Origin of the sequence: Mycobacterium sp. GA-2829 (assembly GCF_001499965.1) — a bacterium.
Classification (GTDB): domain Bacteria; phylum Actinomycetota; class Actinomycetes; order Mycobacteriales; family Mycobacteriaceae; genus Mycobacterium.
The window spans coordinates 41393-66930 of record NZ_LQIT01000036.1 but is presented as its reverse complement, the minus strand read 5'-3'; the positions used below and the strand labels follow the sequence as shown (position 1 = coordinate 66930).

General features: G+C 69.6%; 23 protein-coding genes and 1 pseudogene. 9 read left to right on the top strand and 15 right to left on the bottom strand.

Going from position 1 to position 25538, the window contains the following annotated elements:
* From AU194_RS21190 to trmB, 3 genes are all read right to left on the bottom strand, one after another.
* On the bottom strand, positions 1 to 2747 hold a 2747-nt coding region (locus AU194_RS21190), incomplete at its 3' end, for an MMPL family transporter (protein WP_059091241.1).
* 48 nt (positions 2748 to 2795) lie between these two features.
* Positions 2796 to 3491, bottom strand: coding sequence for an NYN domain-containing protein (locus tag AU194_RS21185; RefSeq protein ID WP_059091234.1), 696 nt, complete (start codon positions 3489 to 3491; stop codon positions 2796 to 2798).
* Complete coding sequence (gene trmB / locus AU194_RS21180) at positions 3488 to 4282, bottom strand: tRNA (guanosine(46)-N7)-methyltransferase TrmB (RefSeq protein ID WP_059091233.1); 795 nt, start codon at positions 4280 to 4282, stop codon at positions 3488 to 3490. Before trmB ends, AU194_RS21185 begins: the two co-directional genes overlap by 4 nt.
* 219 nt (positions 4283 to 4501) lie before the next feature.
* On the opposite strand from trmB, the gene AU194_RS21175 reads away from it, so the two are divergent.
* From AU194_RS21175 to AU194_RS21155, 5 genes are all read left to right on the top strand, one after another.
* Positions 4502 to 5380 carry a hypothetical protein gene (locus AU194_RS21175; RefSeq protein WP_231743516.1) on the top strand — a complete coding sequence of 293 codons (879 nt, stop codon included), beginning with the start codon at positions 4502 to 4504 and terminating at the stop codon, positions 5378 to 5380.
* A complete protein-coding gene (locus AU194_RS21170; protein ID WP_059091231.1) occupies positions 5377 to 6879 on the top strand; it encodes a hypothetical protein in 1503 nt (500 codons plus the stop codon). The genes AU194_RS21175 and AU194_RS21170 overlap by 4 nt, the downstream gene beginning before the upstream one ends.
* 199 nt (positions 6880 to 7078) lie before the next feature.
* Positions 7079 to 8905, top strand: coding sequence for a phosphoenolpyruvate carboxykinase (GTP) (locus tag AU194_RS21165; RefSeq protein ID WP_059091240.1), 1827 nt, complete (start codon positions 7079 to 7081; stop codon positions 8903 to 8905).
* A gap of 146 nt (positions 8906 to 9051) precedes the next feature.
* Positions 9052 to 10572 carry a fatty-acid--CoA ligase FadD4 gene (fadD4, locus tag AU194_RS21160; RefSeq protein WP_059091230.1) on the top strand — a complete coding sequence of 507 codons (1521 nt, stop codon included), beginning with the start codon at positions 9052 to 9054 and terminating at the stop codon, positions 10570 to 10572.
* Between the two features lies 1 nt (position 10573).
* Positions 10574 to 11458, top strand: a complete 885-nt coding sequence (locus AU194_RS21155; protein ID WP_059091229.1) for an enoyl-CoA hydratase/isomerase family protein — start codon at positions 10574 to 10576, stop codon at positions 11456 to 11458.
* 57 nt (positions 11459 to 11515) lie between these two features.
* Here AU194_RS21155 and AU194_RS21150 read toward each other — a convergent pair whose 3' ends face one another.
* Complete coding sequence (locus AU194_RS21150) at positions 11516 to 12247, bottom strand: SDR family oxidoreductase (RefSeq protein WP_059091228.1); 732 nt, start codon at positions 12245 to 12247, stop codon at positions 11516 to 11518.
* A 100-nt stretch (positions 12248 to 12347) separates the two neighbouring features.
* Here AU194_RS21150 and AU194_RS21145 point away from each other — a divergent pair, with 100 nt between their 5' ends.
* Entirely contained in the window at positions 12348 to 13169 is an 822-nt protein-coding gene (locus AU194_RS21145) for a helix-turn-helix domain-containing protein (protein WP_197417695.1), read from the top strand.
* 54 nt (positions 13170 to 13223) lie between these two features.
* On the opposite strand, the pseudogene AU194_RS21140 reads toward AU194_RS21145, so the two are convergent.
* Positions 13224 to 13499 (bottom strand): annotated as a pseudogene (locus AU194_RS21140) (acyl-CoA dehydrogenase family protein); the annotation flags it as partial.
* A gap of 99 nt (positions 13500 to 13598) precedes the next feature.
* On the opposite strand from AU194_RS21140, the gene AU194_RS21135 reads away from it, so the two are divergent.
* From AU194_RS21135 to AU194_RS21125, 3 genes are read left to right on the top strand one after another with little or no spacing between them, the layout of a single operon-like run.
* Complete coding sequence (locus AU194_RS21135; protein WP_059091225.1) at positions 13599 to 14597, top strand: hypothetical protein; 999 nt, start codon at positions 13599 to 13601, stop codon at positions 14595 to 14597.
* A gap of 20 nt (positions 14598 to 14617) precedes the next feature.
* On the top strand, positions 14618 to 15712 hold the full coding sequence (locus tag AU194_RS21130; RefSeq protein ID WP_059091224.1) for a CoA transferase: 1095 nt from the start codon (positions 14618 to 14620) through the stop codon (positions 15710 to 15712).
* Complete coding sequence (locus tag AU194_RS21125) at positions 15706 to 16971, top strand: amidohydrolase family protein (protein ID WP_059091223.1); 1266 nt, start codon at positions 15706 to 15708, stop codon at positions 16969 to 16971. The genes AU194_RS21130 and AU194_RS21125 overlap by 7 nt, the downstream gene beginning before the upstream one ends.
* A gap of 192 nt (positions 16972 to 17163) precedes the next feature.
* Here the strand turns inward: AU194_RS21125 and AU194_RS21120 are convergent, their stop codons facing one another.
* From AU194_RS21120 to AU194_RS21075, 10 genes are all read right to left on the bottom strand, one after another.
* On the bottom strand, positions 17164 to 18027 hold the full coding sequence (locus AU194_RS21120) for a hypothetical protein (RefSeq protein WP_059091222.1): 864 nt from the start codon (positions 18025 to 18027) through the stop codon (positions 17164 to 17166).
* A gap of 89 nt (positions 18028 to 18116) precedes the next feature.
* Complete coding sequence (gene aceA, locus AU194_RS21115) at positions 18117 to 20411, bottom strand: isocitrate lyase ICL2 (RefSeq protein WP_059091221.1); 2295 nt, start codon at positions 20409 to 20411, stop codon at positions 18117 to 18119.
* 104 nt (positions 20412 to 20515) lie between these two features.
* Positions 20516 to 21298 (bottom strand): GntR family transcriptional regulator, encoded by a 783-nt coding sequence (locus AU194_RS21110; RefSeq protein ID WP_059091220.1) that lies wholly within the window; start codon positions 21296 to 21298, stop codon positions 20516 to 20518.
* Between the two features lie 68 nt (positions 21299 to 21366).
* On the bottom strand, positions 21367 to 22146 hold the full coding sequence (fabG, locus tag AU194_RS21105) for a 3-oxoacyl-ACP reductase FabG (protein ID WP_059091219.1): 780 nt from the start codon (positions 22144 to 22146) through the stop codon (positions 21367 to 21369).
* 29 nt (positions 22147 to 22175) lie between these two features.
* On the bottom strand, positions 22176 to 23171 hold the full coding sequence (locus AU194_RS21100; protein WP_059091218.1) for a phosphotransferase enzyme family protein: 996 nt from the start codon (positions 23169 to 23171) through the stop codon (positions 22176 to 22178).
* Positions 23171 to 23824, bottom strand: coding sequence for a hypothetical protein (locus AU194_RS21095; protein ID WP_059091217.1), 654 nt, complete (start codon positions 23822 to 23824; stop codon positions 23171 to 23173). Before AU194_RS21095 ends, AU194_RS21100 begins: the two co-directional genes overlap by 1 nt.
* A 39-nt stretch (positions 23825 to 23863) precedes the next feature.
* On the bottom strand, positions 23864 to 24145 hold the full coding sequence (locus AU194_RS21090) for a BMC domain-containing protein (protein ID WP_059091216.1): 282 nt from the start codon (positions 24143 to 24145) through the stop codon (positions 23864 to 23866).
* Between the two features lie 22 nt (positions 24146 to 24167).
* On the bottom strand, positions 24168 to 24422 hold the full coding sequence (locus AU194_RS21085) for a EutN/CcmL family microcompartment protein (RefSeq protein ID WP_059091215.1): 255 nt from the start codon (positions 24420 to 24422) through the stop codon (positions 24168 to 24170).
* Positions 24419 to 24934 carry a hypothetical protein gene (locus tag AU194_RS21080; protein ID WP_231743515.1) on the bottom strand — a complete coding sequence of 172 codons (516 nt, stop codon included), beginning with the start codon at positions 24932 to 24934 and terminating at the stop codon, positions 24419 to 24421. Before AU194_RS21080 ends, AU194_RS21085 begins: the two co-directional genes overlap by 4 nt.
* Positions 24931 to 25536 (bottom strand): BMC domain-containing protein, encoded by a 606-nt coding sequence (locus tag AU194_RS21075; protein ID WP_059091213.1) that lies wholly within the window; start codon positions 25534 to 25536, stop codon positions 24931 to 24933. The genes AU194_RS21080 and AU194_RS21075 overlap by 4 nt, the downstream gene beginning before the upstream one ends.
* Positions 25537 to 25538 lie beyond the last annotated feature (2 nt).

The window sequence follows — 25538 nt, the reverse complement described above, 5'->3', positions numbered from 1 at the left end:
GGCGGAATCCGGGTGGGCCCGACGCGACCCTCGATGCCGGGGTGGGTGGGATCGTGCGGCGGACGCGGCCGCGGCGGCACCGGGGCGCCCGCGCCGACCAGCGCCTGCTCGTCGGCGGGGTCGCGCACCAGCGGACGCTTGCGTTCGTCGGGCAGTTCGACCTCGCCGAGGCCCAGCCGCTCCTGCAGCCGCTTCATCCAGCGCGGCGCCCACCAGCAGTCGTCGCCGAGCATCTTCATCACCGCGGGCACGAGGAACATACGGATGATCGTCGCGTCCAGCAGCAGCGCCAGTAGCAGGCCGAAGGCCAGGTACTTCATCATCACCAGATCGGAGAACACGAACGCACCGGCGACGACCGCCAGCACCAGCGCGGCGCCGGTGATCAGGCGGCCCGTGGTGGCCGTGCCGATCCGGATGGCCTCGGCCGTGGACAGCCCGCGGGCGCGCGCCTCCACCATGCGGGACACCAGGAAGACCTCGTAGTCGGTCGACAGGCCCCAGATGACCGCGATGATCAGGCCGATCATCGGCGCCATCAGCGGCTGCGGCGTGTAGTTCATCAGCCCCGAGCCGTGCCCGTCGACGAACATCCACGTCAGGATGCCCATCGTCGACCCCAGCGTCAGTGCGCTCATCAGCGCGGCCTTGATCGGTAGGACCAGGGAGCCGAACGCCAGGAACATCAGGATCGTCGTCGTGACGATCAGGATCGTGACCATCAGCGGCAACCGGTCGAACAGGCTGTGGATACTGTCCTGCTCCAGGGCCGGGGTGCCACCGACCCACACCGAGACCCCGCGCGGCGGCGACAGCTCACGCAGCTCGGTGATCTTGGTGGCGGCGTCGTTGCGGTTCTCCAGACCGTTCTGGATCACCCGCACGGACGGATCCTTTGATCCGCCCTCCTGGACGGAGCGCTCCTGCCACATCTTCGACGGGTCGTTGTCGGGGTCGATGAACCCGCTGATCGTCATGGCCTTGGCGCGCATGTCGGCGAGCTGCTGATCGGTGATCGGCTCTCCGTTGTCGCTCTTGAGCACCATCGTCAGCGGTTCGGTCCGGAAGCCGGGGAAGCTGCGGTCGAAGTCCTCCTGCGCCTGGCGCACCGAGTTGTCCGGCGGCAGGTACTTCTCGCTGATGCCGCCGAGCGACAGCTGACCCAGCGGAATGATCAGCAGGATCATCACGATGATGATCGGGAACGCGAACGTGCCGGGGCGCTTCATCACGTGGGTGACCAGCTTGCCCCAGAAACCCTGCTCGACCTCGGCGCGGGTCTTGGTCTTCTGGGTCTTGTCCGACAGCCAGTGCAGCCACCACACGATCGGGCGACGCGCCAGCGGCACGTAGCGCGCCAGGGCGAGGCCGAAGGTGACGATGACGAGGAAGGCGACGATGCCGAGCAGCATCCAGTAGACGCCGCTGCCGATGACGTCGTTGTCCCTCATCGCGATGATGCCGTAGGTCATGGCGCCGTAGAGCACGGTGTAGCCGAGGACCAGGCCGATGAGCGCGAACTGGGCGCCCTGCTCACCCGTCTGCTTGATGCGCTTGCGGGCCATGTGGCCGAGTGCGATGCCCGCGGGCGGGAACAGGATCCCCAGCGGGATCGAGGCGATCGCGAACGTGTTGGTCTTCTGCACCGCCGGATCTGATTCGACCGGATCGGGCAGGGCGAACTTGACCAGCGTCTTGACGCCGAGCGCGTCGACGCGGGGACCGAGGATCGCCAACGCCGCGGCCAGCACGGTGATCGACAGGATCGCCGCCAGCATGACCGACGCGATGATCGCGTAGGTGATGGATTTGAGGAAGCCCTGCGGGAACAGCAGCAGCGGCACGGATGAGGCGACCAGGATGACCGCGGAGAACATGATCGTGCGGCCGGACGTCATCACGGTGCGGCGGACCGCCGCTTCGGTGTCATAGCCCTCGGCGAGTTCCTCGCGGAACCGGCTGACCATGAACAGGCCGTAGTCGACGGCAATGCCCAGGCCCATGAGCGTCACCACCGGCTGGGCGAAGAAGTGCACGGGCATGAACTCGGCGAGCAGGCGCATGATCCCCAGCGCGCCGGCGATGGTGAGACCGCCGATGAGGCCGGGCAGCGCCGCGGCGATCACGCCGCCGAACACGAAGAACAGCACCACGCAGACCAGCGGGATGGCCGCGACCTCGGCGCGCTTCTGATCCTCGCCGATGCTGCCGGTCAGTTCACTGGCCAGTGGGTTGAGGCCGGCCAGCTGGATGTCGCCGTCGTTGATCTGCTGCAGATCGGGTTCGATGACCTGGTAGTTCTTCAGGATCTCGTCGTCGGTGTCGCCCTTGAGCGGGATGCTGACGAACGTCTTCGACAGATCCTCGGTCTTCATCTGCTGGACGGTCTCGCTGGCGGCGTCGGGGGCGCGCAGCCAGCCGACCCAGCTGACCACCTGATCCGGGTGGTCCTTGACGAGAGTGTCGAGTTGACCGACGACGTCGCGCTGCCACTCGGGGTTGTCGACCTTCTCGCCGTCGGGCGGGGTCAGGATCGCGACGACGTGGCTGGTGCGGTCGCGGCCGTAGACCTCGTCGCCGACGACCGACGCCTTCACCGACTGGCTGCCCTCGTCGTAGAAACCGCTCTGCGTGACGTTGTTACCGAGGCTGATCCCGTAGATGCCGCCGCCGACGCACAGCGCCACCATGACGCCGATCACTATGTACCGATATCGGTATACGTTTCGACCCCACCAGGCGAACACGTAAGCTCCTCACAAATTCGATGTCGACCGCGCTGTGGCCATCAGTTGTCACACACGCGAGGTCAGCAGCGCGGACAGCGGCCGGAACGGCTGCAGCCATGCTCCCTGCTCAGGCAGCGAATCAAGTCCGATCCGCGGCAACGGCTCCCGGAAGACATTCGGAATGTCCTCCAGGTCGACGAACTCCAAGGTATCCGACGCTAGCGCCCAGCTCGCATGTTCGCGAAATCCGAGCACCTGCACCGGGATGCCCTCGCGGGCGATCTCTTCCAGCGGCACCCGGAACGCCTGACCGTCGGCCGAGGCCACCAGCAGGGCGGCCAGGCCCTCGTGGTGGCGCAGCGCGATGTGGTCGAGCATGTCGGTGTCAACGTCGCTGTCTTCGTCGATCTTCGGTTTCGCGAAGACCGCGAAGCCCACGTTGCGCAGCGCCTCCACCCACGGGCGCACCACATCGGCGCTACCAGGGGCGATGTTGGTGAACACCGTCGCCTCGGGTTCGAGCGCGACCTCCGCGTGCCCGGCCGACAGGTCGGCGGTGCGCGCGAGCAGCCAGCGGCCGAGCGCGTCGAACCGGGGCCGGTGCGCCGCGGTCGGTCGGCCGCCGATGATCGAGCCGAGCCCCATGTCGAGGTTCGGCGCATCCCACACCAGCAGCACCCGCTTCGTCCCGGCGGGCGGACCGGCCGGCGGTGGCGGCGGGGGGACCTGCGGGGCGTCCTCTACGTCTTCGGCCAGGCTCATGGCGCCTTCTCCCAGAGCAGTTCGGCGACGTCGGGGCCGGCCAGGGCCTTGCGTTCGTACTTGGTGACGGGCCGGTGCACGGAGATGGGCAGCTCGGCGGTGGTGAGCTCGGGGGCGCTGACCCGACGCAGCTGCTGTTCGGCGTCGCCGACCTCGGCGATCTGCTCGGCGTAGCCGGCGTGGTCGGTGGCCGCGTGCAGGATGCCGCCCGGCCGCAGCCGGTCGGCGATCAGCGCCACGGTGGCGGCCTGCAGCAGCCTGCGTTTGTGGTGGCGCGCCTTGGGCCAGGGGTCCGGGAAGAACACCCGCACACCGGTCAGCTGTCCGGGGCCGAGTAGGTGTTCGAGCACGTCGAGGCCGTCGCCGCGGATCATCCGGATGTTGCGCACTCCGGCGCGGTCGATGCCGCTGAGTAGCTGGGCCAGACCGCGGCGGTACACCTCGACAGCGATGACGTCGATGTCCGGTTCGTCCTGCGCCATCGCCAGCGTCGAGGTGCCGGTGCCCGATCCGATCTCCAGCACCAGCGGTGCGGTCCGGCCGAACCAGGCGGCGGTGTCGAGCGGCGGGTGAGGTGCGCCGTCGGCGTCGCGTGCTTCGGTGCCCAGCTGTGGCCACAGCCGCTCCCAGGTGTCCTGTTGGGCGGCCGAGAGCTGCGAGCGCCTGGACCGGAAGCTGGTGACCCGGCGGTGGTGGTGCGGGGTCTCGTCGGACGGCGGGGCGCCGGAGTCATGGGCCGGCTCGCCGGCCACTTCAGACTCGCGCGCGTGCATCCGTCCATGGTGTCTCATCGCTGCTGGAGTACCCCCATCGTGGTACAGATTGATACCCAACAGTTGCCTTCGGCTGGTATGCCAAACATCCGTTCGTGACGGGTCCCGGCAGATGCCACGATTTCCTCGGGGATCCGGGTTGTCCGGACGGGTCGACGCAGAGGGGGCGCCGTCATTTCCGTATCCGACTTTCAGGAAGCGCTGAGCCGGTTCGCACGCGAATGCGGCGACGCGACCGTGGCCCGCGCCGTGCGGGCCGTCGCCGCGGGCACCGCCGCACCGCTGCGCGTCGCGGTCGACGGGCGCGTCGGGGTGGGTCGCGCCACGCTGGCCCGGGCGTTGTCCGCCGCGGAGTGGCGGATCGTCGAGGACGGGGCCGACCCCGACGCCGCCGTCGTGGTGGTCGCCGAGGCGGTGAAACCCGAGGATGCGGCGACGCTCACGCGGTGGCGCGAGGCCGGGGTGCCGGTGCTGCTCGTGCGCAACAAGGCCGACCTCGCCGGGGCCGTGCCCGTCGACGCGCTGCCGGTGGTGGCGTTGCTGGCCGACGTCCGCCTCGACGACGCCAGCGTCGACGCCCTGCGCGTGCTCACCGAACAGCCCGCCGACCTGCGCTCGGTGGACGCCTTCGTCGACGGCCCCCATCCCCTGCCCCGTGCGGTGCGGCAGCACCTGCTGCGCACGCTCGACCGGCGCGGCGTCGCCCACACCGTCCGGGCACTGCGCGACGGCGCCGAACCCGCCGACCTGCTGGCGCGGCTGCGCGCGTTGAGCAACATCGACGGCCTGCTCGCCGAACTGGCGGCGCTCACCGCGCCGGTGCGGTACCGGCGGATCCGCTCCGCGCTGGCCGACCTGCAGGCGCTGGCCGCCGGTTCCGAGGCGGTGGCCGACTTCCTCACCGCCGACGAGACCGTGCTGGCGGTGATGGCGGCGGCCGTCGACGTGGTGCGCGCCGCGGGGTTGACGGTCGATCCGGCCGACCATCCCGCCGCCCATCTGCACCGGGCGGTGCGGTGGCGGGCCTACAGCCGCGGGCCCGTCGGGCCGCTGCACCGCGCGTGCGGCGCCGACATCAGCCGCGGCTCCCTGCGACTGTTCGCGCGGCGCCGGTGACCGGTGACCCGGATGCCCCCGATGGCGTGGCGGCCGCCGACGCGGTGGTCGCCGCCGTCGACCCGTCCCTGAGCTCACCCGGTGTACGCCGCAGCGACGCCGTCCTGGTCACCGGTCCCTGGCTGGCAGGGGTCAGCAGCCTGCTCGTCGTGCTGCGCACCCGGCTGCCGGACGTGACGTTCGTCGAGGCCGACGAACTGCCCGCGGGTACCGCACCGCACGCCGTGGTCTTCGCGGTCTCGGCGGTGTCCCCGGTAGCCGGCTCGGACTGCGACCTGCTCGATCTGGCCGCCGATCACACCGACTGCGTCGTCGGCGTCGTCACGAAGATCGACGCCCACCACGAGTGGCGTGACGTGCTCGACACCGACCGGCAGCTGATCGCCGCACACCGACCGCGGTACGCCACGATGCCGTGGGTGGGTGCGGCCGCCGCCCCGGAGGCCGGGGAACCTCGGGTCGACGAAGTGGTGGACCTGCTGCGGGAGGTGCTCGGAGACCCTGCGGTGCTGGGCCGGAATCGGTTGCGCGCGTGGGAAAGTCAGTTGGAGAAGGTGATCGCGCGCTACCGCGCAGACGGGGACGGTGCCGACCGGCAGGCGCGGGTGTCGGCGTTGCAGGCCCAACGCGACGACATTCGTCGCGACCGGCGGGTGGACAAGTCGCAGCGCGTGATCGCGTTGCGCAGCCAGATCCAGCAGGCCCGGGTGCAGTTGGCGTACTTCGCCCGCAACCGGTGCGCCTCGGTGCGCGGCGAACTGCAGGAGGACATCGCGGAGTTGAGCCGCCGCCGGATCCCCGCGTTCGAGGAGACGGTGCGCCGCCGGGCTGCCGAGGTGATGGCCGACGTCGACGAGGGTGTCGGTACCCACCTCACCGGTGTCGCGGCCGATCTGCACCTCGACGCCGCCCCGCCGCCGGAACCACCGATGCCGGTGCCGGACCTCCCCGGACCGCCCCTGCGGTCCCGTCGCCTCGAGACCCGCCTGATGATGCTGCTCGGCGCCGGGTTCGGTCTCGGAGTCGCGTTGGCGGTGAGCCGCTTGTTCGCCGGGGTGGCCGCCGGCCTCACGGTGGCCGGCGTGATCGCGGGCGCGGTCGCCGGGCTGGCGGTGGCGGTCTGGGTGGTCGGGATCCGCGGTCTGCTCCACGACCGCGGTGTCCTGGACCGCTGGGTGGCCGATGTGACCGCGACGCTGCGCTCGGCGGCCGAGGAGGCGGTGGCGACCCGGGTGCTCGCCGCCGAGGCCACGTTCACCGCCGCGCTGGCCGCCGAGGAGGCCGCCGACGCCGACGCGGCGGCGGCCCGGATCGCCGCGATCGACGCCGAACTGCGCGAGCACGCGACCGCGACCGCGCGCGCTGCGGCCGTCCGCGACCGCCGGGTGCCCGGGTTGGAGCGCGCGCTGGCGGCCGTGCGCGCGGAGTTGTACGCCGGTTCGCCGGAGGAGTTCAGCGACGCGCCCGAGCCGAATTCCGGAAAAATCGGCGGCTACTGATCAGTACGTGCGCTATCTGCAGTTTCTGAATCGTTCCTGTGAGTCATCGGACATGGATCCGGATTCCTTCGGGTATGTCACCCGCGTTAACCTCGGGACAAGGGACGACCGTGATCGCCGTTGATCTCGTTCTTCGGCGTCATCGTGGGCCTGCGTCCTGGCGGAGCCACAGTGCAGGAAGATGCAGGAGAATCACAGTATGACTTCAGCCACCATTCCGGGTCTGGACACCGCGCCGACCAAACACGAGGGACTGCTGAACTGGGTTCGGGAGGTCGCCGAGCTGACCCAGCCGGAGCGGGTGGTGTTCGCCGACGGGTCCGAGGAGGAGTGCGGCCGACTGACCCAGCAGCTGCTCGACGCCGGCACCTTCACCAAGCTCAACGACGAACTGAAGCCCAACTCCTACCTCGCGCTGTCGGATCCGAAGGACGTCGCGCGCGTGGAGTCGCGGACCTTCATCTGCACCGAACGCGAGGTCGACGCCGGACCCACCAACAACTGGATGGACCCGGCCGAGATGCGCGGGATCATGACCGACCTGTACCGCGGGTGTATGCGCGGCCGCACCCTGTACGTGGTGCCGTTCTGCATGGGCCCGCTCGACGCCGAGGACCCGAAGCTGGGCGTGGAGATCACCGACTCGGAGTACGTGGTCATCTCGATGCGCACGATGACGCGGATGGGTCAGGCCGCGCTGGACAAGATGGGCACCGACGGGTTCTTCGTCAAGGCGCTGCACTCGGTGGGCGCCCCCCTGGCCCAGGGCCAGCAGGACGTGCCGTGGCCCTGCAACGAGACGAAGTACATCACCCACTTCCCCGAGACCCGCGAGATCTGGAGCTACGGCTCGGGGTACGGCGGCAACGCGCTGCTGGGCAAGAAGTGCTACTCGCTGCGCATCGCCTCGGCGATGGCGCACGACGAGGGCTGGCTCGCCGAGCACATGCTGATCCTCAAGCTGATCAGCCCGGAGAACAAGGCCTACTACATCGCGGCGGCGTTCCCGTCGGCGTGCGGGAAGACCAACCTCGCGATGCTGCAGCCCACCGTCCCGGGCTGGCGCGCCGAGACGGTCGGCGACGACATCGCCTGGATGCGGTTCGGCAAGGACGGCCGGCTCTACGCCACCAACCCCGAGTTCGGGTTCTTCGGCGTCGCGCCGGGCACGAACTGGGACTCCAACCCGAATGCGATGAAGACGATCGCGGCGGGCAACACCGTGTTCACCAACGTCGCGCTGACCGACGAGGGCGACGTGTGGTGGGAGGGCCTCGAGGGCGACCCGCAGCACCTGATCGACTGGAAGGGCCACGACTGGACGCCCGAGTCGGAGGAGAAGGCCGCCCATCCGAACTCGCGGTACTGCACCCCGATCGCCCAGTGCCCGACGCTGGCGCCGGAGTGGGACGACCCGCAGGGTGTGCCGATCTCCGCGATCCTGTTCGGCGGCCGCCGCAAGACCACGGTTCCGCTGATCACCCAGGCCCGCGACTGGCAGCACGGCGTCTTCATCGGTGCCACGCTCGGCTCGGAGACGACGGCCGCTGCCGAGGGTCAGGTCGGCACGGTGCGCCGCGACCCGATGGCGATGCTGCCGTTCCTCGGCTACAACGTCGGCGACTACTTCCAGCACTGGATCGACATCGGCAAGAACGCCGACGAGTCGAAGATGCCCGCGGTGTTCTTCGTGAACTGGTTCCGTCGCGGCGACGACGGCCGCTTCCTGTGGCCGGGCTTCGGTGAGAACAGCCGCGTGCTGAAGTGGGCCATCGAGCGCATCGAGCACAAGGCCGAGGGCCGCAGCACCCCGATCGGCATCGTGCCGGCCGCCGCCGACCTCGACCTCGAGGGTCTCGACGTCGACCCGGCCGATGTGGACGCCGCGCTGGCGGTCAAGCCCGAGGAGTGGCGCGAGGAACTGCCGCTCATCGAAGAGTGGTTCGAGTTCGTCGGCGAGAAGCTGCCCACCGGCATCAAGGACGAGTTCGACGCCCTCAAGCACCGCCTGGCCGAAGAGGCGTAGCCCTTCCACCGCGAGCGTGCGTGTCTGATCCCCGACACGCCGCTCGCGGTGTGCTTTCTGCGCACCCTCGCCGTCATCTGAGCGTGCGTTGCCGGTCACAGCCAGACTCTTGACACCTGTCAACTCACTTTTAGTACAGTCAGCGCATGCAGATCCGCGACACCGCTGTTGCCACCCCCGACAAACCCGCCATCATCCTGCATCCCTCGGGCACCGTCGTGACGTTCGGCGAGCTCGAGGCGCGGGCCAACCGCCTGGCCCACCTGTTCCGGGACTCGGGTCTGGTCGAGGGCGACGCCGTCGCGATCCTCATGGAGAACAACGAGCACTTCCACGCCGTGATGTGGGCAGCACGGCGCAGCGGCCTGTACTACGTGCCGATCAACACCCACCTCACCGCGGCCGAGGTCGCCTACATCGTCGACAACAGCGGCGCCAAGGCGATCGTCGGTTCCGCCAAGCTCGTCGACACCCTCGCGGGTCTGGCGGCCGAACTGCCCGGCGGTCTGCCCGCGCTGCGGCTGATCGCCGACGGCGAGCTCGACGGCTGGCAGCGTTACCCCGACTGCGTCGCCGACAAACCGGACACCCCCATCGCCGATGAGATCGACGGCGACCTGCTGCAGTACTCGTCGGGCACGACCGGCCGCCCGAAGGGCATCAAACGCGAGCTGCCGCACCTGCCGCCGTCGGAAGTGCCCGGCATGATGGCGATGCTCGTGGAGTTCTGGATGCACCCCGACGCCGTGTACCTCAGCCCCGCCCCGCTGTACCACACCGCACCGTCGGTGTGGTCGATGCAGACGCAGGCCGGCGGCATCACCACGGTTGTATTGGAGAAGTTCGACGCCGAGGGCTGTCTGGACGCGATCGCCAAACACCGCGTCACGCACGGTCAATTCGTCCCGGTGATGTTCACTCGGATGCTGAAACTGCCGGATTCGGTGCGCAATTCGTACGACGTGTCGAGCCTGCAGCGGGTCATGCACGCGGCCGCCCCGTGCCCGGTGGAGATCAAGAAGCAGATGATCGACTGGTGGGGCCCGATCGTCGACGAGTACTACGCCTCTTCCGAGGCGCACGGTTCGACGCTGATCACCGCCGAAGACTGGTTGACCCACCCGGGTTCGGTCGGCAGGCCGCTGACCGGTGTGCTGCACATCGTCGGCGAAGACGGTGAGGAGCTGCCGCCCGGCCAAGCCGGTGAGATCTACTTCGAGGGCGGCTACGACTTCGAGTATCTCAACGATCCGGAGAAGACGGCCTCCTCACGGCATCCGAAGGGCTGGAAGACCGTGGGGGACATCGGTTATCTCGACGAGGAGGGCTTCCTCTACCTCACCGATCGCCGTCACCACATGATCATCTCCGGCGGGGTGAACATCTACCCGCAGGAGGCCGAGAACATGTTGGTCACCCATCCGAAGGTGATGGACGCCGCGGTGTTCGGGGTGCCCGACGACGAGATGGGGCAGCGCGTGAAGGCCGTCGTGCAGACCGTCGATCCGGCCGACGCCACCGAAGCCTTCGCCGACGAACTGCTGTCCTGGCTGCGAGATCGACTGGCGCATTACAAGTGTCCGCGGTCGATCTCGTTCGAGCCGCAGCTGCCGCGCACCGACACCGGCAAGCTCTACAAGCAGGAGCTCATCGAGAAGTACTCGTAGCGTGGGCACCGTCGAGCTGCCGGCGGGCATCGTCGTCGGTGTCGACACCCCCAGCGACGCCGCGGCGTTCACGCTCACCGAGGCGCCGAACGACGACCTGCGGGTGGTCACCGTCGACTCGGTGTCGCGCACGCTCGACGAACTGAAGGACCGGTGCGCTCGGTGGCCGCAGGCCGCGGCGGTCTGCGACGACGTACTGCGCGCGTTCCACCCCGGCGCGCCCACCCGCGCCGGTGTGGTGACCGAATCCCTGGCGTACTCCACGCTGCAGTCCGGCCCGGAGTTCGCGCGCTGGCTCGCCGAACGCGGGCCCGCGACCGTCCCTGTGCTGCCGGAACCGGTGCGCGCCAGCAGGATCGGCGACATCCTGCACGTCGAGTTCAATCGTCCGCAGCGGCACAACGCATTCTCCACCGACGCCCGCGCGGCCCTGCTCGAGGCCCTCGAGGTCGCCCGGCTCGATCCCTCGATCAACGAGGTCGTGCTGACCGGCGCGGGCCGATCCTTCTGCAGCGGAGGCGATCTCGCCGAATTCGGCAGCTTCGACGACCCCGCCACCGCACACCTCGCGCGCACCCGGCACAGCCCCGCCCTCGCGCTCGACGAACTGACCGCGCGGCTCGGTGCCCGCTGCCGGGCGCGGGTGCACGGTCAGGTGCTGGGCAGCGGGCTCGAGATGGCGGCGTACTGCGGGTGGATCGTCAGCGCACCCGATGCGGTGTTCGGGCTGCCCGAACTGGGTCTCGGGCTCATCCCCGGCGCAGGCGGCACCGTCAGCATCACCCGCCGGATCGGTCGTTGGCGCACCGGGTATCTGGTGCTGTCGGGTCGCACGCTGGACGCGACGACCGCCGTGCGGTGGGGATTGGTCGACGCCGTCGAGTGATTTCGGTGTCTTTGGTTGCGCTGAGCGCAACCAACTGCACCGAAATCGCAGCAGCAGTCAGCGTTGCCGTGCGGGCCGCACGATCACCTCGTTGACGTCCACCTCGGGCGACTCGTCGACCGCGTAGGCCACGGCACGGGCGATCGCCTCGGGTGGGATCGCCGCGGCGCGGTACTCCGTCATGGCGGCGGCCGCGGTCGGATCGGTGATGGTGTCGGCGAGTTCGGATTCGACCACGCCGGGTGACACCGTCGTCACCCGGATCGACGGGTCGGACTCCTGGCGCAGACCTTCTGTGATCGCCCATGCGGCGAACTTGGTGGCGCTGTAGACGGCGGCCGTCGGCACCACCTCGTGCGCCCCGATCGACGCGACGGTGACGAAATGCCCGCCGCCCAGGCGCTGAAAGTGGGGGAGCGCCGCGGCGATGCCGTGCAGCAGGCCGCGGACGTTGACGTCGATCATCGCGTCCCACTGGTCCACCAGCAGGGCGTCCAGCCGGGACAGCGGCATGATGCCGGCATTGTTGACGATGACGTCGACGCGGCCGTGGGCGGCCACCGCGTCGTCGACGAACGCGGTCATGTCGGCGCGGTCGGTGACGTCGAGGCGGCGCACCGACAGGGTGCCCGTGCCGAGGTCGCCCGCGCTGTCGAGGAGTTCGCGCAGCCGGTCCTCGCGGCGGGCACCCGCCACGACGTGGTGGCCGGCACGGGCGAGGTGGACGGCGGCGGCGGCGCCGATACCGCTGCTCGCGCCGGTGACGAGGATGATCTTCGATTCAGTCATGTCCCCAGCCTGGGGCGGACGCGACCGCGCTACCAGGACGCCGGGTTCCTGGGTGCAGCGCACCCAGGCACCCGCGCCGCCGCGCACATATCGTGGGCGTATGTCCGAACTCGGCGACTTCCTGCGCGCCCGGCGGGCCCAGGTACAGCCCGCCGACGCCGGGCTGGTGTCGACCGGGCTCCGCCGGGTGCCCGGTCTGCGCCGCGAGGAGGTCGCCTGGCTGGCCGGGTTGAGCGTCGACTACTACGTGCGTCTCGAACAGGGCCGGGAACGGTCACCGTCGGCCGCGGTGCTCGATGCGCTGGCGGGCGCGTTGCGCCTGGACCACGACGGCCACCGGCACCTGTTCCGGCTCGCCGGGCTGGCGCCACGCCTGCAGGCGTCGGCGGCACCGGATCGCGTCGACCCGGCGCTGCTGCGACTGATGGCGACCTGGCCGGACAACCCCGCCCTCGTCTACAACCGGGCCTACGACGTGCTCGCGGCGAACCCGTTGGCCGAGGCGCTGTTCGGTGACTTCGGTGCGGGTGGGAATCTGATGCTGCTGACGTTCGGTGAACCGCGCGCCCGCGAGTTCTACATCGACTGGGCCGAGATCGCCGCGAACGCCGTCGCGGGCTTTCGGCTCAATCACGCTGCCGCACCGACGGATTCGCGGGTGCAGGCGGTACTCGCCGAACTGCTGAACACCAGCGTCGAGTTCCGTGAACTGTGGGAACGTCACGAGGCGCGCGGGAAATCGTTGGCGAGCAAGATTTTCCGTCATCCGCAGGTCGGTGTGCTCGAACTGACCATGCAGACCTTCGACGTGCGGTCCGCGCCGGGACAGGAACTCGTGGTCTACGACGCCGAGCCGGCCGGCCCGAGTGCCGATGCGCTCAAACTCCTCGGCAGTATCGCCGCCACCGCCGCGGTCGACTGAGTGATTTCGGTGTCGTTGGTTGCGCTCACCGCAACCAGGTACACCGAAATCGCTTCATCTCGCGGCGATCACGTTGCGCTGGATCTCGTTGGTGCCCTCGCCGACGATCATCAGCGGGGCGTCGCGGAAGTACCGCTCGACGTCGAACTCGCATGAGTAGCCGTAACCGCCGTGGATGCGGACCGTGTTGAGCGCGATCTCCATCGCGACCTCGGAGGCGAACAGCTTCGCCATCCCGGCCTCCATGTCGGCGCGCTCACCGCTGTCGTAGCGTTCGGCGGCATAGAGCGTGAGCTGGCGGTCGGCGGTCAGCTTGGTCGCCATGTCGGCTTGACGTCGCGGTCCACGAACGTGCGGACCGTCTCGACGAGCAGGGTCTCTTCTTCACTCATTGACACACTCACCAGTCCGCTGCCAGCATGTGCGGCTGTGACTTTGTACGGCCATATCGCCGGTGGTCCCTATTTCGACGACCTCGCGCACGGGCAGGTGTTCGACTCCGCGCCGACGATGACGCTGACCGCGGGCGCGGCCGCCGTGCATCAGTCGATCCTGGGGGACCGGCTGCGGTTGGCGCTCGACGCGGAACTCGCCGCGGCGGTGACGGGGGCGCCCGGCGCGCTGGCCCATCCGGCGCTCGTCTGCGATGTCGCGATCGGCCAGTCGACGCTGGTGACGCAGCGAGTCAAGGCCAACCTGTTCTACCGCGGCCTGGCGTTCCACCGGTATCCCGTCATCGGCGACAGCCTGTTCACCCGCACCGAGGTGGTCGGGTTGAAGCAGAACTCGGCCAAACCCGGGCGCGCCAGGACCGGGCTGGCGGCGCTGCGGATGACGACCGTCGACCAGCTCGGCCGCCTGGTACTCGACTTCCACCGCTGCGCGATGCTGCCGCTGCGCGACGGCGCCCCCGACACCGGCCACGCCGACGATCTGTCGACCATCGGCGCCGAGACGCCCACACCCGACCCGACCGCCGGTTGGGATGCCGAGGCCTACCGCGGCCGGGTGCCGTCGTCGTCCTTCGACCCCGCAGTGGCAGGTACGGTGCTGCACAGCACCGCCGACGTGGTCAGCAGCGCCCCCGAGCTCGCCCGGCTGACCCTGAACATCGCCGCCACCCACCATGATTTACGTATCGGAGGCGGGCGTCGGCTGGTGTACGGCGGGCACACGATCGGTCTCGCGCTGGCGCAGGTGACCCGGTTGCTGCCGGATCTCGTCACGGTGCTGGCGTGGGAGTCGTGCGACCACACCGGACCGGTGCACGAGGGCGACACCCTCTACAGCGAACTGCACGTCGATGCCGCGACGCCGTTACCCGACGGGCGGGGTGGCGTGCTGCAGCTGCGCTCGCTGGTCTACGCCGCCGGCGCCGACGAGGACCGGCAGGTGCTCGACTGGAGGTTCACCGCCCTGCAGTTCTGACCGCGGGCCACAATGGGGGCGTGTCTGCGTTCGCGATCCCGGCAGCGGTGCTCGACCGCGCCGCGCGCACCGCAGCGGCGCTGCCCGTCGACGTCGACGTCCCCGAGCTGCTGACCGGACGCGCCGCGCTGCTCGATCTGCCGGTACCGGACCAGGTTTCGGCGGGCGGCGCGACCCGGTTACTGAGAGCGCGGGACCGCTGGTGCGCGCTCACGCTCTCCCGCGCCGACGACCTCGCCGCGGTGCCCGCCCTGCTCGAGGTCGACGCCGTCGAGGATCCCTGGCCGGCGATCGCCGCGTGGGCCCGCAGCCAGGAGGCCGCCGCCGCCGTCGCACGCGCCCGCCTGCTCGGCATGCCCGCCGCCGTGCTCGGCGAGACCGCCCCCGCACCGCCCGCCGTCAGCCGGATCGGCGCCGCCGCCCCGCCGCGGCCCTGGCGCGATCTGGTGGTGGTCGAACTGGCGTCGATGTGGGCCGGACCGCTGCTCGGCAGGCTGCTCGCCCGCGCAGGCGCGACCGTGGTCAAGGTGGAGAGCCCGGCCCGGCCGGACGGCACCCGCGGCGGATCGACCGAGTTCTTCGACTGGATGAACGCCGGAAAACTCTGTATGGCAGTAGGTTTGGACAGTGCAGAACTGCGGGCGCTCCTCGCGGTCGCCGACGTCGTCATCGAAGGCTCCCGCCCCGCCGCGCTGGTGCGGCGGGGCCTGGGGCCCGACGCGGCTCCCGCGCGCGACGGCCGGGTCTGGGTGCGGATCACCGGATACGGCACGACGGGGGAGTGCGCCGACTGGGTGGCGTTCGGCGACGACGCCGCCGTGGCGGGCGGTCTGGTCGGTGGCTCCACCGACGAACCGGTGTTCGTCGGCGATGCGATCGCCGATCCGCTCACCGGTCTGGAAGCCGCGCACGCGGTGGTCGCATCCCTGGGGCGCGGGGGCGGCGAACTGGTCGAACTCTCGATGGCCGCCGTCGCGGCCACCAATGCGGCGGTGCCCGCCGGCAGCGTCGACGTGCCGTGCCGGCGGCCGCGGCCCGGCGCTCCCGCATCCGGGCTGGGAGCCGACACCGCCGCGGTGTATCGGCTGATCGAAGAGCGTTCGGCCGCATGCTGATTCAGCGGGGGACGTTGCTTGACGGCCGTCGCGTCGACATCCGGACCGCCGAGCGCATCCGCGAGGTCGCCGACCGTCTCGCGCCGGAACCACACGAGGCGGTGCTCGACGCCGCGGGCGCCACCGTGATCCCCGGCCTGCACGACCACCACGTCCACCTGCACGCCGCCGCGGCCGCGGCCGATTCGGCGCGCGTCGGCCCGAGCGAGGCGGGTGACCGCGACGGTCTGACCCGCGTGCTGCGGAGTGCCGAACCGGACGAGGACGGGTGGGTCCGCGCAGTCGGCTATCACGAGGCGGTCGCCGGCCCGCTGGACCGGACGCTGCTCGACGCGGTGCGCCCCGATGTGCCGGTGCGGGTGCAGCACCGCAGCGGGGTGCTGTGGACGCTCAACTCGGCGGCACTGGCGCGGCTCGGGCTGTCCGGGCATCCCGACGGGCGGGTGCGCAGCGCCGACGCGCAATGGTCGGCCGAGCTCGACCGTCGCCCCGTACCGCTGCACCGGCTCAGCAGCGATCTCGCGAAACTGGGTGTCACCGGATTGACCGATGCCACACCGGATCTCGACGCTCTCGACACGTCGCAGATCGTGCAGCGCGTGCACATCCTCGCGCCGGGGAAGCGCATCCTGCACGACGACACACTGGATCTCGACGAGCTGACGGCCTGGATCGACGACCGGCACCGGCAGGGCGTACCGGTGGCGCTGCACTGTGTGACCGCCGCGCAACTCGTCGTCACCATCGCCGCGCTGCGCTGCGCCGGCGTCCATCCGCGAGACCGGATCGAACACGCCGCAATGGTCCCCGACGACACCGTCGACGATCTGGCCGCCCTGCGCGTGACGGTGGTGACCCAGCCCAACTTCGTCGCCGAACGCGGCGATCAGTACCGGACCGACGTCCCGGCCGGCGAGCATCACGAATTATGGCGCGTCGCAACGCTGCTGGCGGCCGGTGTGCCGCTCGCGTTCTCGACCGACACCCCGTTCGGCGATGGCGATCCGTGGGCGGCGATGCGGGCCGCCGTGCACCGCCGCACCCCCAGCGGCGCCGTCCTGGGCGAACACGAAACCGTCGACGCTGCAACGGCGCTCGGGCTCTTCCTCGGGCGCCCCGACGACCCGTCGTCGCCCAGGAACATCCTGCCCGGCGAGCCCGGCGACCTCTGCGTGCTCGACGGCGCACCCGAGGACGTGCTGGCCGACCTCGACGGCGAGCGGGTGCGGTCGACGGTCATCGCGGGCGAGCTGGTCTGAGAGTCACCCGGTTCCGAACGTTAGCGGTCGGCATGGCGCACTACCGTGTCGGCACGGGGGCGTCGGGAAGCAGGGAAAGATGCACAGCGCGCCATTCTGTGAAGTAGAACTTCACCTTGGGGAGGTTCGCCGTCGCGGTCCTGCGAAATGCTTCGGTACGGCGGTGCAACCTGCCCTCTTCGATCGTCGACGTCAGAGCGGCGTGACCGTGAAATCGGCGAACTCCGTGGCACCTGCCCAGACGCGGGTGAACGGACGGCCGCACCCTCCACCAGTGGCGGTGTGCAGGGTCGGGGTTCCGTCGACGACCAGGGTGTGGGAGCGGCTGTCGATCGTCACGTCGACGTCGTGCCAGCCTTCGTTCAGGACGTCGGGTCCGATGCCGTGGACGGTACCGGCGGGATAGACCGCAGCCTGGAAGCCCCCGGCGCGGAAGTCGTACTGGACGGCCGAACCGGTCAGCGCGGCGTGCGTTAGGGCGTCCGGCGCGAGCTCACCGAGACCGATGGCGAATCCTCCTGCCTGCCCGGCGTCGTGGGTCAGGTCGCGGACCCGACCCACGATGCGGACCGCGCACGCGGTCGTGCGGGTGCTGATGAGGCCCGACCACGTGGTGTGTCCTGTCTCCGTGGTGTCGTGTGTGTCCAGCACGGCTGTGCGCCCGTTGTCATTGAACTCCGCGTTCGCCGCTCCGAAGGCCTGCCAGGCTTCGAAATCCAGGAACGGCTCCGGTGAGTACGGCGGCCACCCGGGTGCGACGCCGGTCGATGAGGAGCCGTGCTCGACGACGGGATTGGAGATCTTCACCTCCGGAGGCTCCGCGCCGGTCGTCCTACTCGTGACGACACCGATCAGCGTCGCGACCAGAAGTCCCGTCATCCCGATCGCCGCCAGCACTGCGGCGACCGATGGGCCGCGCCTGTCGGTGCCGACCCAGAACTGCCACCGGTCCGGCGCAGGCGGCCACGACGGATCTGGCACCCAATCCGGGCCAGGGGTGAAGCCGGGTTCGACCGGCCAACCGGGCGGCGGATGAAACACCCGGGCGGGCGTCACCAGTCGACTTGCGCCATAACCGATCTCATGGAGGCGAACTGTAGCCGGGCGTCGCGGCACGCGGTATCCGCCGATCGGGTGACCCCGGCTCAGTCCTCCTTGCGGATCAGCCGCCCGAGCGCTTCGCGGTCGGAGGCCAGTAGCTCCTGGATCCGCGCCTGGTTGACGTCGGCGACGATGATCTCGCCGACGTCCTTGTGCACATCGCTGAAGATGCCGTGCGACTTCATCTTCTCGGTCTGATAGACGTTGTCCTCGGTCGGCGTCACGTAGTACACCGCGTCGGCCTTGAACCGGTGCACCAGCCACAGATGGATCAACGTCATCAGCCGCTTCTGGCGCAGCTTCTCGGCGTAGGTGTTCTGATCGCGCACCGTCAGGATGCTGCGGCCGTGCCGGTCCTTGATCGGGTCGACGAGCACATCGGCCAGCTTCTCCTCACCGCCGTCGCGTTCGCCGTAGATGCCGAGTTCGAGCACCTCCCCGCCGGCCCGCCGCGGCCGCAGCTGCACCCGCAGTTTCTCCCCGAGCTGATAGTGCTCACTCCACAGCGCGAGCCAGTCCTCGAGCAGCTTCTTCGGCACCTCGGTCTGCACCAGGTGCTGATGCTGGGTCGAGCCCTTGCCCATCGCCTTGGTGGTGGCGGTGCGTCCGGACGAGGCCAGCAGCGCCGCGTCGCTGCGCGGCCCGCCGACGAGCGTCTGCGGTGTCCGGTAGGGCGATTCGACCAGCCGCATCTTGCGCTGCAGCCGGGCCAGCGCGAGCATCCCGTCCTGGCGCAGCGCGGTCGCGAACTCCTCGGAGGCGACCCCGTCGACCTGGTGACCACCGTAGGTGATGAAGTTGAAGACGAACCCCATCTTGCCGAGTTCCTCGGGAAACGCCCGCATCTCGTCGTCACTCATCCCGGTGGTGTCCCAGTTGAACGACGGCGACAGGTTGTAGGCCAGCATCTTGTCGGGGAATTCGGCGTGGATGGCCTCGGCGAACTCGCGGGCGTCGGCGAGGTCGGCGGTCTTGGTCTCCATCCACAGGATGTCGGCGAACGGCGCGGCCGCCAACTGTTTGGCGATCGCGTACGGAATCCCGCCGCGCAGTTGGTAATACCCCTCGGGCGTCTTGGCCAGCTCACAGTCCCAGGCGACGTCGACACCGAGTTCTGAGGCCTTCTTGCCCGCGGTGTAGAGCGAGGCCCGCTTGGCGAACTCCTGCCACTCGTCGACACCCATCGGGTACGCCTCACCGTCGCTCTCGGCGAATTCGAGGCGCGCGGCGACTGCCTCGGCGTAGGTCTTGAGGCCGGCGTCCTCCTCCCACGCGGCCACGAACTGGTTCTCCACGTCGTCGTAGAGGGCGTCGTTGCTGGGGTCCCCGTCGGCCCGCCACTGTTCGGCGGCCTTGGCGATCACCTCGGCGATGCCGTTGCGTTCCAGCCACGCCCGCGCGGTCTCGTACTCGCCGTCGGGCAGCCAATACATGAGGTGGCCGTTGAGTGCGGTCACCCCCGCGTCGTAGAAGCTGCGCATCATCGCCAGGAAGCATGACTTGTACGAGGGGACCGACAGGTTCGTCGCGCCCAGCAGGAACGGCTGGTCGCGCTCGTCGGCGCGGCTGTCGATCAGGTTGGCCGCCTCGGCGTCGGTGCGCGCGACGATGATGCCCGGCACGCCCATGATGTCGAGCTGGAAGCGGGCGGTGTTGAGGCGTTTGATCTGTTCGTCGGACGGCACCAGGACCTTTCCGCCCTGATGGCCGCACTTCTTGGTGCCGGGGCGCTGGTCCTCGATGTGGTACCCGGGCACTCCCGCCTCGACGAAACGACGAATCAGGTTGCGCACGTGTGGATCACCGCCGTGACCGGTGTCGGCGTCGGCGATGATGAACGGCCGGAAGTCGTACACCGGTGTGCTGGCACGTTGGGCCTCGTCCATGCGCAGTCGCAGGTACTGCTGGTTGCGGTCGGCGGTGAGCAGGGCGCGCACCAGGCCCGCCGCCTCGTCGGGCACCTGGCTCAGCGGATAGCTGGCGAGGTCGGGCCCCGGATCCTCGTCCTTGGACCCCTTGGCCGACGTCGCCCAGCCGCCGAGGTAGATGCCCTCGATGCCGACGCGTTTCATCGTGACGGCCTGCCCGGGCGAATACGGTCCGAAGGTGGTGATGCTCTTGCCCTCGGCGAACAGTTCGCGCAGTCGCGGGTAGAACGCGGTCGCCGCCTCACGCGCGACGGTGTAGTCGACCGGGATGGTGCCGCGCTGCTCGACCACCTGCCGCGCCGTGTAGAGCCGGGTGATGTCCTTGAACCGGGGATCGTCGAAATATCGCTGGGTCTCGGCGACCTGCTCGTCGAACGTTGATGTGGCCTGAGTTTCGGCGTTGATGGTCACGGTGACGCTCCTCGTCGAGCACTTCGGCCCCGCAGCGCGGAGCCCTCCATCTGCCCGACGATACGACGGTCGGTGGGGACGCGGTGCGCCAATCGGCGGACCGGTCAGACCGCGAGCTGACTCTGCAGGGTGACCGAGGCGTTCTTGGCGTCGGGGCCCTTGCCGAGCTGCTTGCCGATGCCGCGGCCCTGCGCGGTGACGGCGAGGTAGATGCGGTCGCCGCGGAACAGGTCACGGGAGAACTCGCACGGCACGCCGTCGCGGTCGTAGGTGATGCGGGTGATCAGCAGCAGCGCGGATTTCGGTTTCACCCCGAGCAGCGATGCCTCGGTGCTGGTGGCGCTGACCGCTTCGATGCGCTCGTCGGCGCGGCCCGGCACCAGGCCGTAGCGGTCCTCGAGGACCTCGTAGATCGATCCACCGAGCTGCTGTTCCAGCAGGCCGGGGAACGCCTCGGCGGGGAACTGGGCCAACTCCAGCGAGATCGGGGACCCGTCGGCCAGGCGCAGCCGCTGGATCTCGACGACGAAGTCGCTGGGCTGCAGCCGCAGCGCCGCCTGGGTGGCCTCGTCGACCGGGGCGATCTTGGTCGACAACACCCGGGTGCCCGCGACGTAGCCCTGGTTGGCCAGGAACGCGGGCACCCCGACGACGTCGGCGAGGTTGCGTTCCACCTGCCCGTGGCTGACGAAGATGCCGCCGGCCCGGCCGATCACCCGGTGCACCATGCCGGCCTCCTCGAGCGCGGCGAGGACCTGCCGCAGACTCGACCTGCTGGTGCCGTACCGCTCGGCGAGGTCGCGTTCGCTGCCGAGTTTGGTGCCGGGGGCGCCGGCGTTGATGTCGGCCACCAGCCGGCGCCGCAACTCTTCGCTGTGCGTCGGCACCTGGTGACCTCCCCCGTCGAGGTGTTTTGGTAGAACCAATTCTACCGGCCGACCCTCGGCCGGCGTGCTCACAACTCGGCGAGCGCCTGATGGGATTCGGGCAGAATCTGCCCGCCGTCGACGATCAGGCTCTGACCGGTGATGTAGGCCGCCTCGTCGGTGGCGAAGAACAGCGCCGCGTTGCCGATGTCGGCGACGCTGCCCAGCCGGCCCGCGGGCACCGCCGCGGCCATCTGGTTCATGTAGTCCTCACCCATGTCGATGAGGCCCTCGGTGATGATGTTGCCCGGCAGCACGGCGTTGATGGTGATCCGCTTGGGCGCCAACTCCATTGCCGCCGTGCGGATGAAGCCCAGCTGCGCCGACTTGCTCGCCCCGTAGTGCGACCAGCCCGGGTACCCGGTGACCGGTCCGGTGATCGACGAAGTGACGATGACGCGGCCGTGTCCGCTGGCCGCCAGCGCGGGGAGCGCAGCCTGCACGATGTAGACAGTGCCCTTGAAGTTCACCGACAGCACCTGCTCGATGTCGTCGGGGGTGAGTTCCTCGAGCCGGCCCGACGGGAAGATCCCGGCATTGGCGCAGACGATGTCGAGTCCACCGTGCCGTTCGACGGCGGCGTCGACGACGCGGCGACAGTCGGCCGGGTCGGCGACGGCGGCGGCCAGCCCGCTGACCGTGCCCTCCGCGCCGGCCAGATCACGGACCGTGGTGTCGATGTCGGCCTGGTTGCGCCCGGTGATGAGCACGTCGACGCCGGCGTTCGCGAAGACCTCGGCGATGCCTCGTCCGATGCCCTTGCTGCCGCCGGTGACGATCGCGGAACGGCCCTGCAGTGAGGTGAACATATGTGTCCTTGCTGGTCGAGGGGTGGGTGTCAGGCCAGTCGCTGGCCGTTGGAGCTCAGATAGCGTTCGGCGAGAGCACAACTGCCCGCGGCGTAGCTGATCGCCTTGGTCTGGGATTCCTTGGAGTGGCTGTGGGTGCCCATCCACGCCAGCAGCAGTAGCCGCCGCAGGAACACGAACGATGCGAGCATGTCCTCGTCGGCGGCGGTCATGGTGCCGCGGCTGCGGTAGCCCTCCACCCACGATGCCTGCCATTCGGGCAGCGCCGGATCGTCCTCGATGAACGACACCGCGGTCCCGAAATCGTAGAAGAACCACCCGAATCCGCAGTCGTCGAAGTCGATGACGGTGATGGTGGGCGGGTCCACGAGCAGGTTGGCCAGCCGCAGGTCGGCGTGGATCAGGCCGTAGCGGTCCGGTCCGTCGCCGTACTCGACCAGCCGCCGGTGCAGCAGGTCCTGGGCGCGGCCGAGGAGTTCGGTCTCCTGCGGGCCGACGCCGGAGGCGTCCTGCCAACGGCCCCAACGGGGTTCATCGCCCAGGCAGTGCTTCCAGTTCCAGGAGAACCGGCCGAACCCGGCGGGACGGGTCCACGAGCGCGAATGTTCGTGCAGCGCAGCGGTGATCGCGCCGAGGGTGCGGAAGTCGTCGAGGGTGACCGACCCCTCGTCGGGTTCGGCGCCGCCGACCATGCCGAAGTGCACCACGTGGCGTTCGGTGCCGTTGTGGTCCACGGTGACCACACGGCGGCCGTCGCGGGTGGGCAGCACCACGGGCACCGTGACGTCGCTGTCGCGGCGCAGCGCCTCGAGCCAGTCCAGTTCGGATTCGATCTCGTGGGGCCGGTGGTAGTTCTGCCGGTGCACCCGCAGGATCGAGCAGCTCTTGTCGTCGTCCTCGCACTCGACGAGGTAGGTCGCGTTCTCCGACAGGTTCAGCAGCCGCAGCGACGAATTCGCGGGTAGGTCGTAGTCGGCCAGTGCCCGCTCGGCGACCTCGATGTCGTCGGCGATCACCTCACCCATCAGTGATCGCGTCCTTCGATCGCGGCGAGGACGGAGGTGATGCGGTCGCGTGCGGTCGTCACATCGGCGACCGAGCCACCGATGTAGAGCCGGCCCGCCGCGCCGATCATCTGCACGTCGACCACGGTCAGTCCCGGTGCGGCGCGCTCCGCCTCGTTGGCGGCGACGGCGGCGAACAGCGCCGGGGTCATCTCGTACACCAACAGCGACTGGCCCGGCAGGATCATCGACGCCTGCCGGTTGCGGTTGAGGATGACCGCGTGCTGGTCGGTGATGTCTTCGATGATGTCGTGGTAGAGCACCCGGGGCCGCAACTGGTCACTGGCCTTGTTGCCGGTGCCGGTGAGGATCGCCTCGCCGGCGCGACGCACGTCCGACAGGCTCGCCGAGTGGATCTCGAGAACGCCGAACTGCCGCTCCACGTAGAGGATTCCGGGCTGGATCCCGGGCACCTCGCGCAACGCCAGGTCGATCACCCGCTCGATCGCCAGCGCCGGGGACACCTCGACGATGAGCGCGTGCTCACCTTCGTACGGCGGGTATCCCCTGGCGCGGGTGGGCGTTCCGAGGTAGGCGGCGAACTGCCGTTGCAGATCCTCCACCAGCAGGTAGACGCGGATGTCGGTGCGCGTCTCCGATGCTGTCGCGGGCATGGCCGTCACTTCCTTGCGAGTGCGATTACGACGAGAAGACTATTGTGCGGAGACGGCGAAGTGCGCGCCGAGTTCGCTGTGCGGCCGCGGGATGACGTGCACGCTGACGAGTTCACCGACCTGGGACGCGGCTTCGGCGCCCGCCTCGGTGGCGGCCTTGACCGCACCCACCTCGCCGGTGACGATGACCGCGACGAGGCCGTCGCCGACCTGCTGACGATCGGTGATGGTGACGTTGGCGGCCTTCACCATGGCGTCGGCCGCGGCCAGCGCCGCCACGTAGCCCTTGGTCTCGATGAGACCGATTGCGTTGCTGGGCATTGTTTTCTCCTCTATCTGTTGGCTAACTCGGGTTGCTTGGGGCGTCGATCGATCCGATGATCAGGGCGTCGACGGGCGGTGGGGTGCCGGTGAACCAGTTGGCGGCCACCGAACCCTGGGCGATGAGGACCCGTTCGCCGATGCCGGTGCCGAGCACGTCGAAGGCGATCATCCGACTGCTGGAACCGTCGACCTCGACTTCGAGGAAGGCGCCTGCCGGGATGCCGTCGATGCGGCGGGTCGACCACACGTTTCCGGTCACGGTCGCGGCGATCATCTGCGCTTCTCCTTCTCGATCGACACCCCGAGGGCCCTGGCTTTCTCACGTGCCAACGGGGTGAGCACCGCACGCGGGCCGAGCACCAGCGAGGCGCCCGTGGCCGCGATGTCGGCGATGTGCCGTTCGGTGACCGCCCCGCTGTCGATGCGCTGGGTCTGCCCCTTGCCGCCTGCCGCGGTCCCCGCGAGCCGGAACGTCAGCCGGCCGGCCTTGATGTCGGCTCGGCTCTTCGGGTTCTCGAAGAGCTTGAGCAGACCGCGGACGAACGCGTCGAGTTCACGGTCGTTGGTCAGCCGCACCGATTCCGCGCGGTGTTTGGTGTCGGCGGCCAGCGGACCGCTCGGCGTGACGCCGAACTGGTCGGCCACCGTCTGCACCGGTGCCGGGGGAGGTGGGGCAGCGGGGGCCGGTTTCGGCGCGGGCGCACCGTTTTTCGCTGCGAGGTCCTTGACCGCGTCGCGGACGACCTCGCGGACCATGGCGCGTAATTCGGCGCGGTCGATGCTCACGTGGTGCTCCGGGCGAGGGCGTCCTGCGCCGCCTCGGCGGCCTGGCGGATGTCGGCCTCGGTGCCGGACAGGTAGACCCGCCCCGTCGCGCCGATCATCCGGAAGTCGACGACCTTGATGTCGGCGGCCTTCTCGGCCTCATTGGTCGCCAGGATCGCGTACGACGCGGGTGCGACCTCGAGCACGAACAGCGATTCGCCGGCCAGCACCATGGACCCGATCTTGTTGCGGTTGATCAGGAATGCGTGCTGGTGGTCGATGCTGGAGATGATCCGCGAGGCCAGGATCGTCGGGCGGACCGCCGAACCGGCGTCCTGGTCGAGGGATTCGAGTGCGGCGTCGGCGGCGGCCTTGACGGCGCCGGTCTCGCCGTGGAACTCCAGGTAGCCGAATTGGCGCTCGACGACCAGGATTCCGGCCTTGACCTCGGCATGCTTGAGGGCGACGTCGGTGATGCCCTCGATGTCGAGGCCGGGGGCCACCTCGATGATCTGGGCGGCCATGTCGGCCCGCGGCAGCGCACCCTTGATCCAGGTGCCCAGGTAGGACATCGTCTGCGGCTGGAGCCGGTCGATGAAGATGAAGGAACGCAGTTCAGCCACGA

Bases quoted from the DNA above. Each gene is read 5' to 3' on its own strand.
- AU194_RS21185 (WP_059091234.1), bottom strand. From the start codon at position 3,491: ATGAGCCTGGCCGAAGACGTAGAGGACGCCCCGCAGGTCCCCCCGCCG.
- trmB (WP_059091233.1), bottom strand. From the start codon at position 4,282: ATGAGACACCATGGACGGATGCACGCGCGCGAGTCTGAAGTGGCCGGC.
- AU194_RS21165 (WP_059091240.1), top strand. From the start codon at position 7,079: ATGACTTCAGCCACCATTCCGGGTCTGGACACCGCGCCGACCAAACAC.
- fadD4 (WP_059091230.1), top strand. From the start codon at position 9,052: ATGCAGATCCGCGACACCGCTGTTGCCACCCCCGACAAACCCGCCATC.
- AU194_RS21150 (WP_059091228.1), bottom strand. From the start codon at position 12,247: ATGACTGAATCGAAGATCATCCTCGTCACCGGCGCGAGCAGCGGTATC.
- AU194_RS21145 (WP_197417695.1), top strand. From the start codon at position 12,348: ATGTCCGAACTCGGCGACTTCCTGCGCGCCCGGCGGGCCCAGGTACAG.
- AU194_RS21125 (WP_059091223.1), top strand. From the start codon at position 15,706: ATGCTGATTCAGCGGGGGACGTTGCTTGACGGCCGTCGCGTCGACATC.
- fabG (WP_059091219.1), bottom strand. From the start codon at position 22,146: ATGTTCACCTCACTGCAGGGCCGTTCCGCGATCGTCACCGGCGGCAGC.
- AU194_RS21100 (WP_059091218.1), bottom strand. From the start codon at position 23,171: ATGGGTGAGGTGATCGCCGACGACATCGAGGTCGCCGAGCGGGCACTG.
- AU194_RS21095 (WP_059091217.1), bottom strand. From the start codon at position 23,824: ATGCCCGCGACAGCATCGGAGACGCGCACCGACATCCGCGTCTACCTG.
- AU194_RS21090 (WP_059091216.1), bottom strand. From the start codon at position 24,145: ATGCCCAGCAACGCAATCGGTCTCATCGAGACCAAGGGCTACGTGGCG.
- AU194_RS21085 (WP_059091215.1), bottom strand. From the start codon at position 24,422: ATGATCGCCGCGACCGTGACCGGAAACGTGTGGTCGACCCGCCGCATC.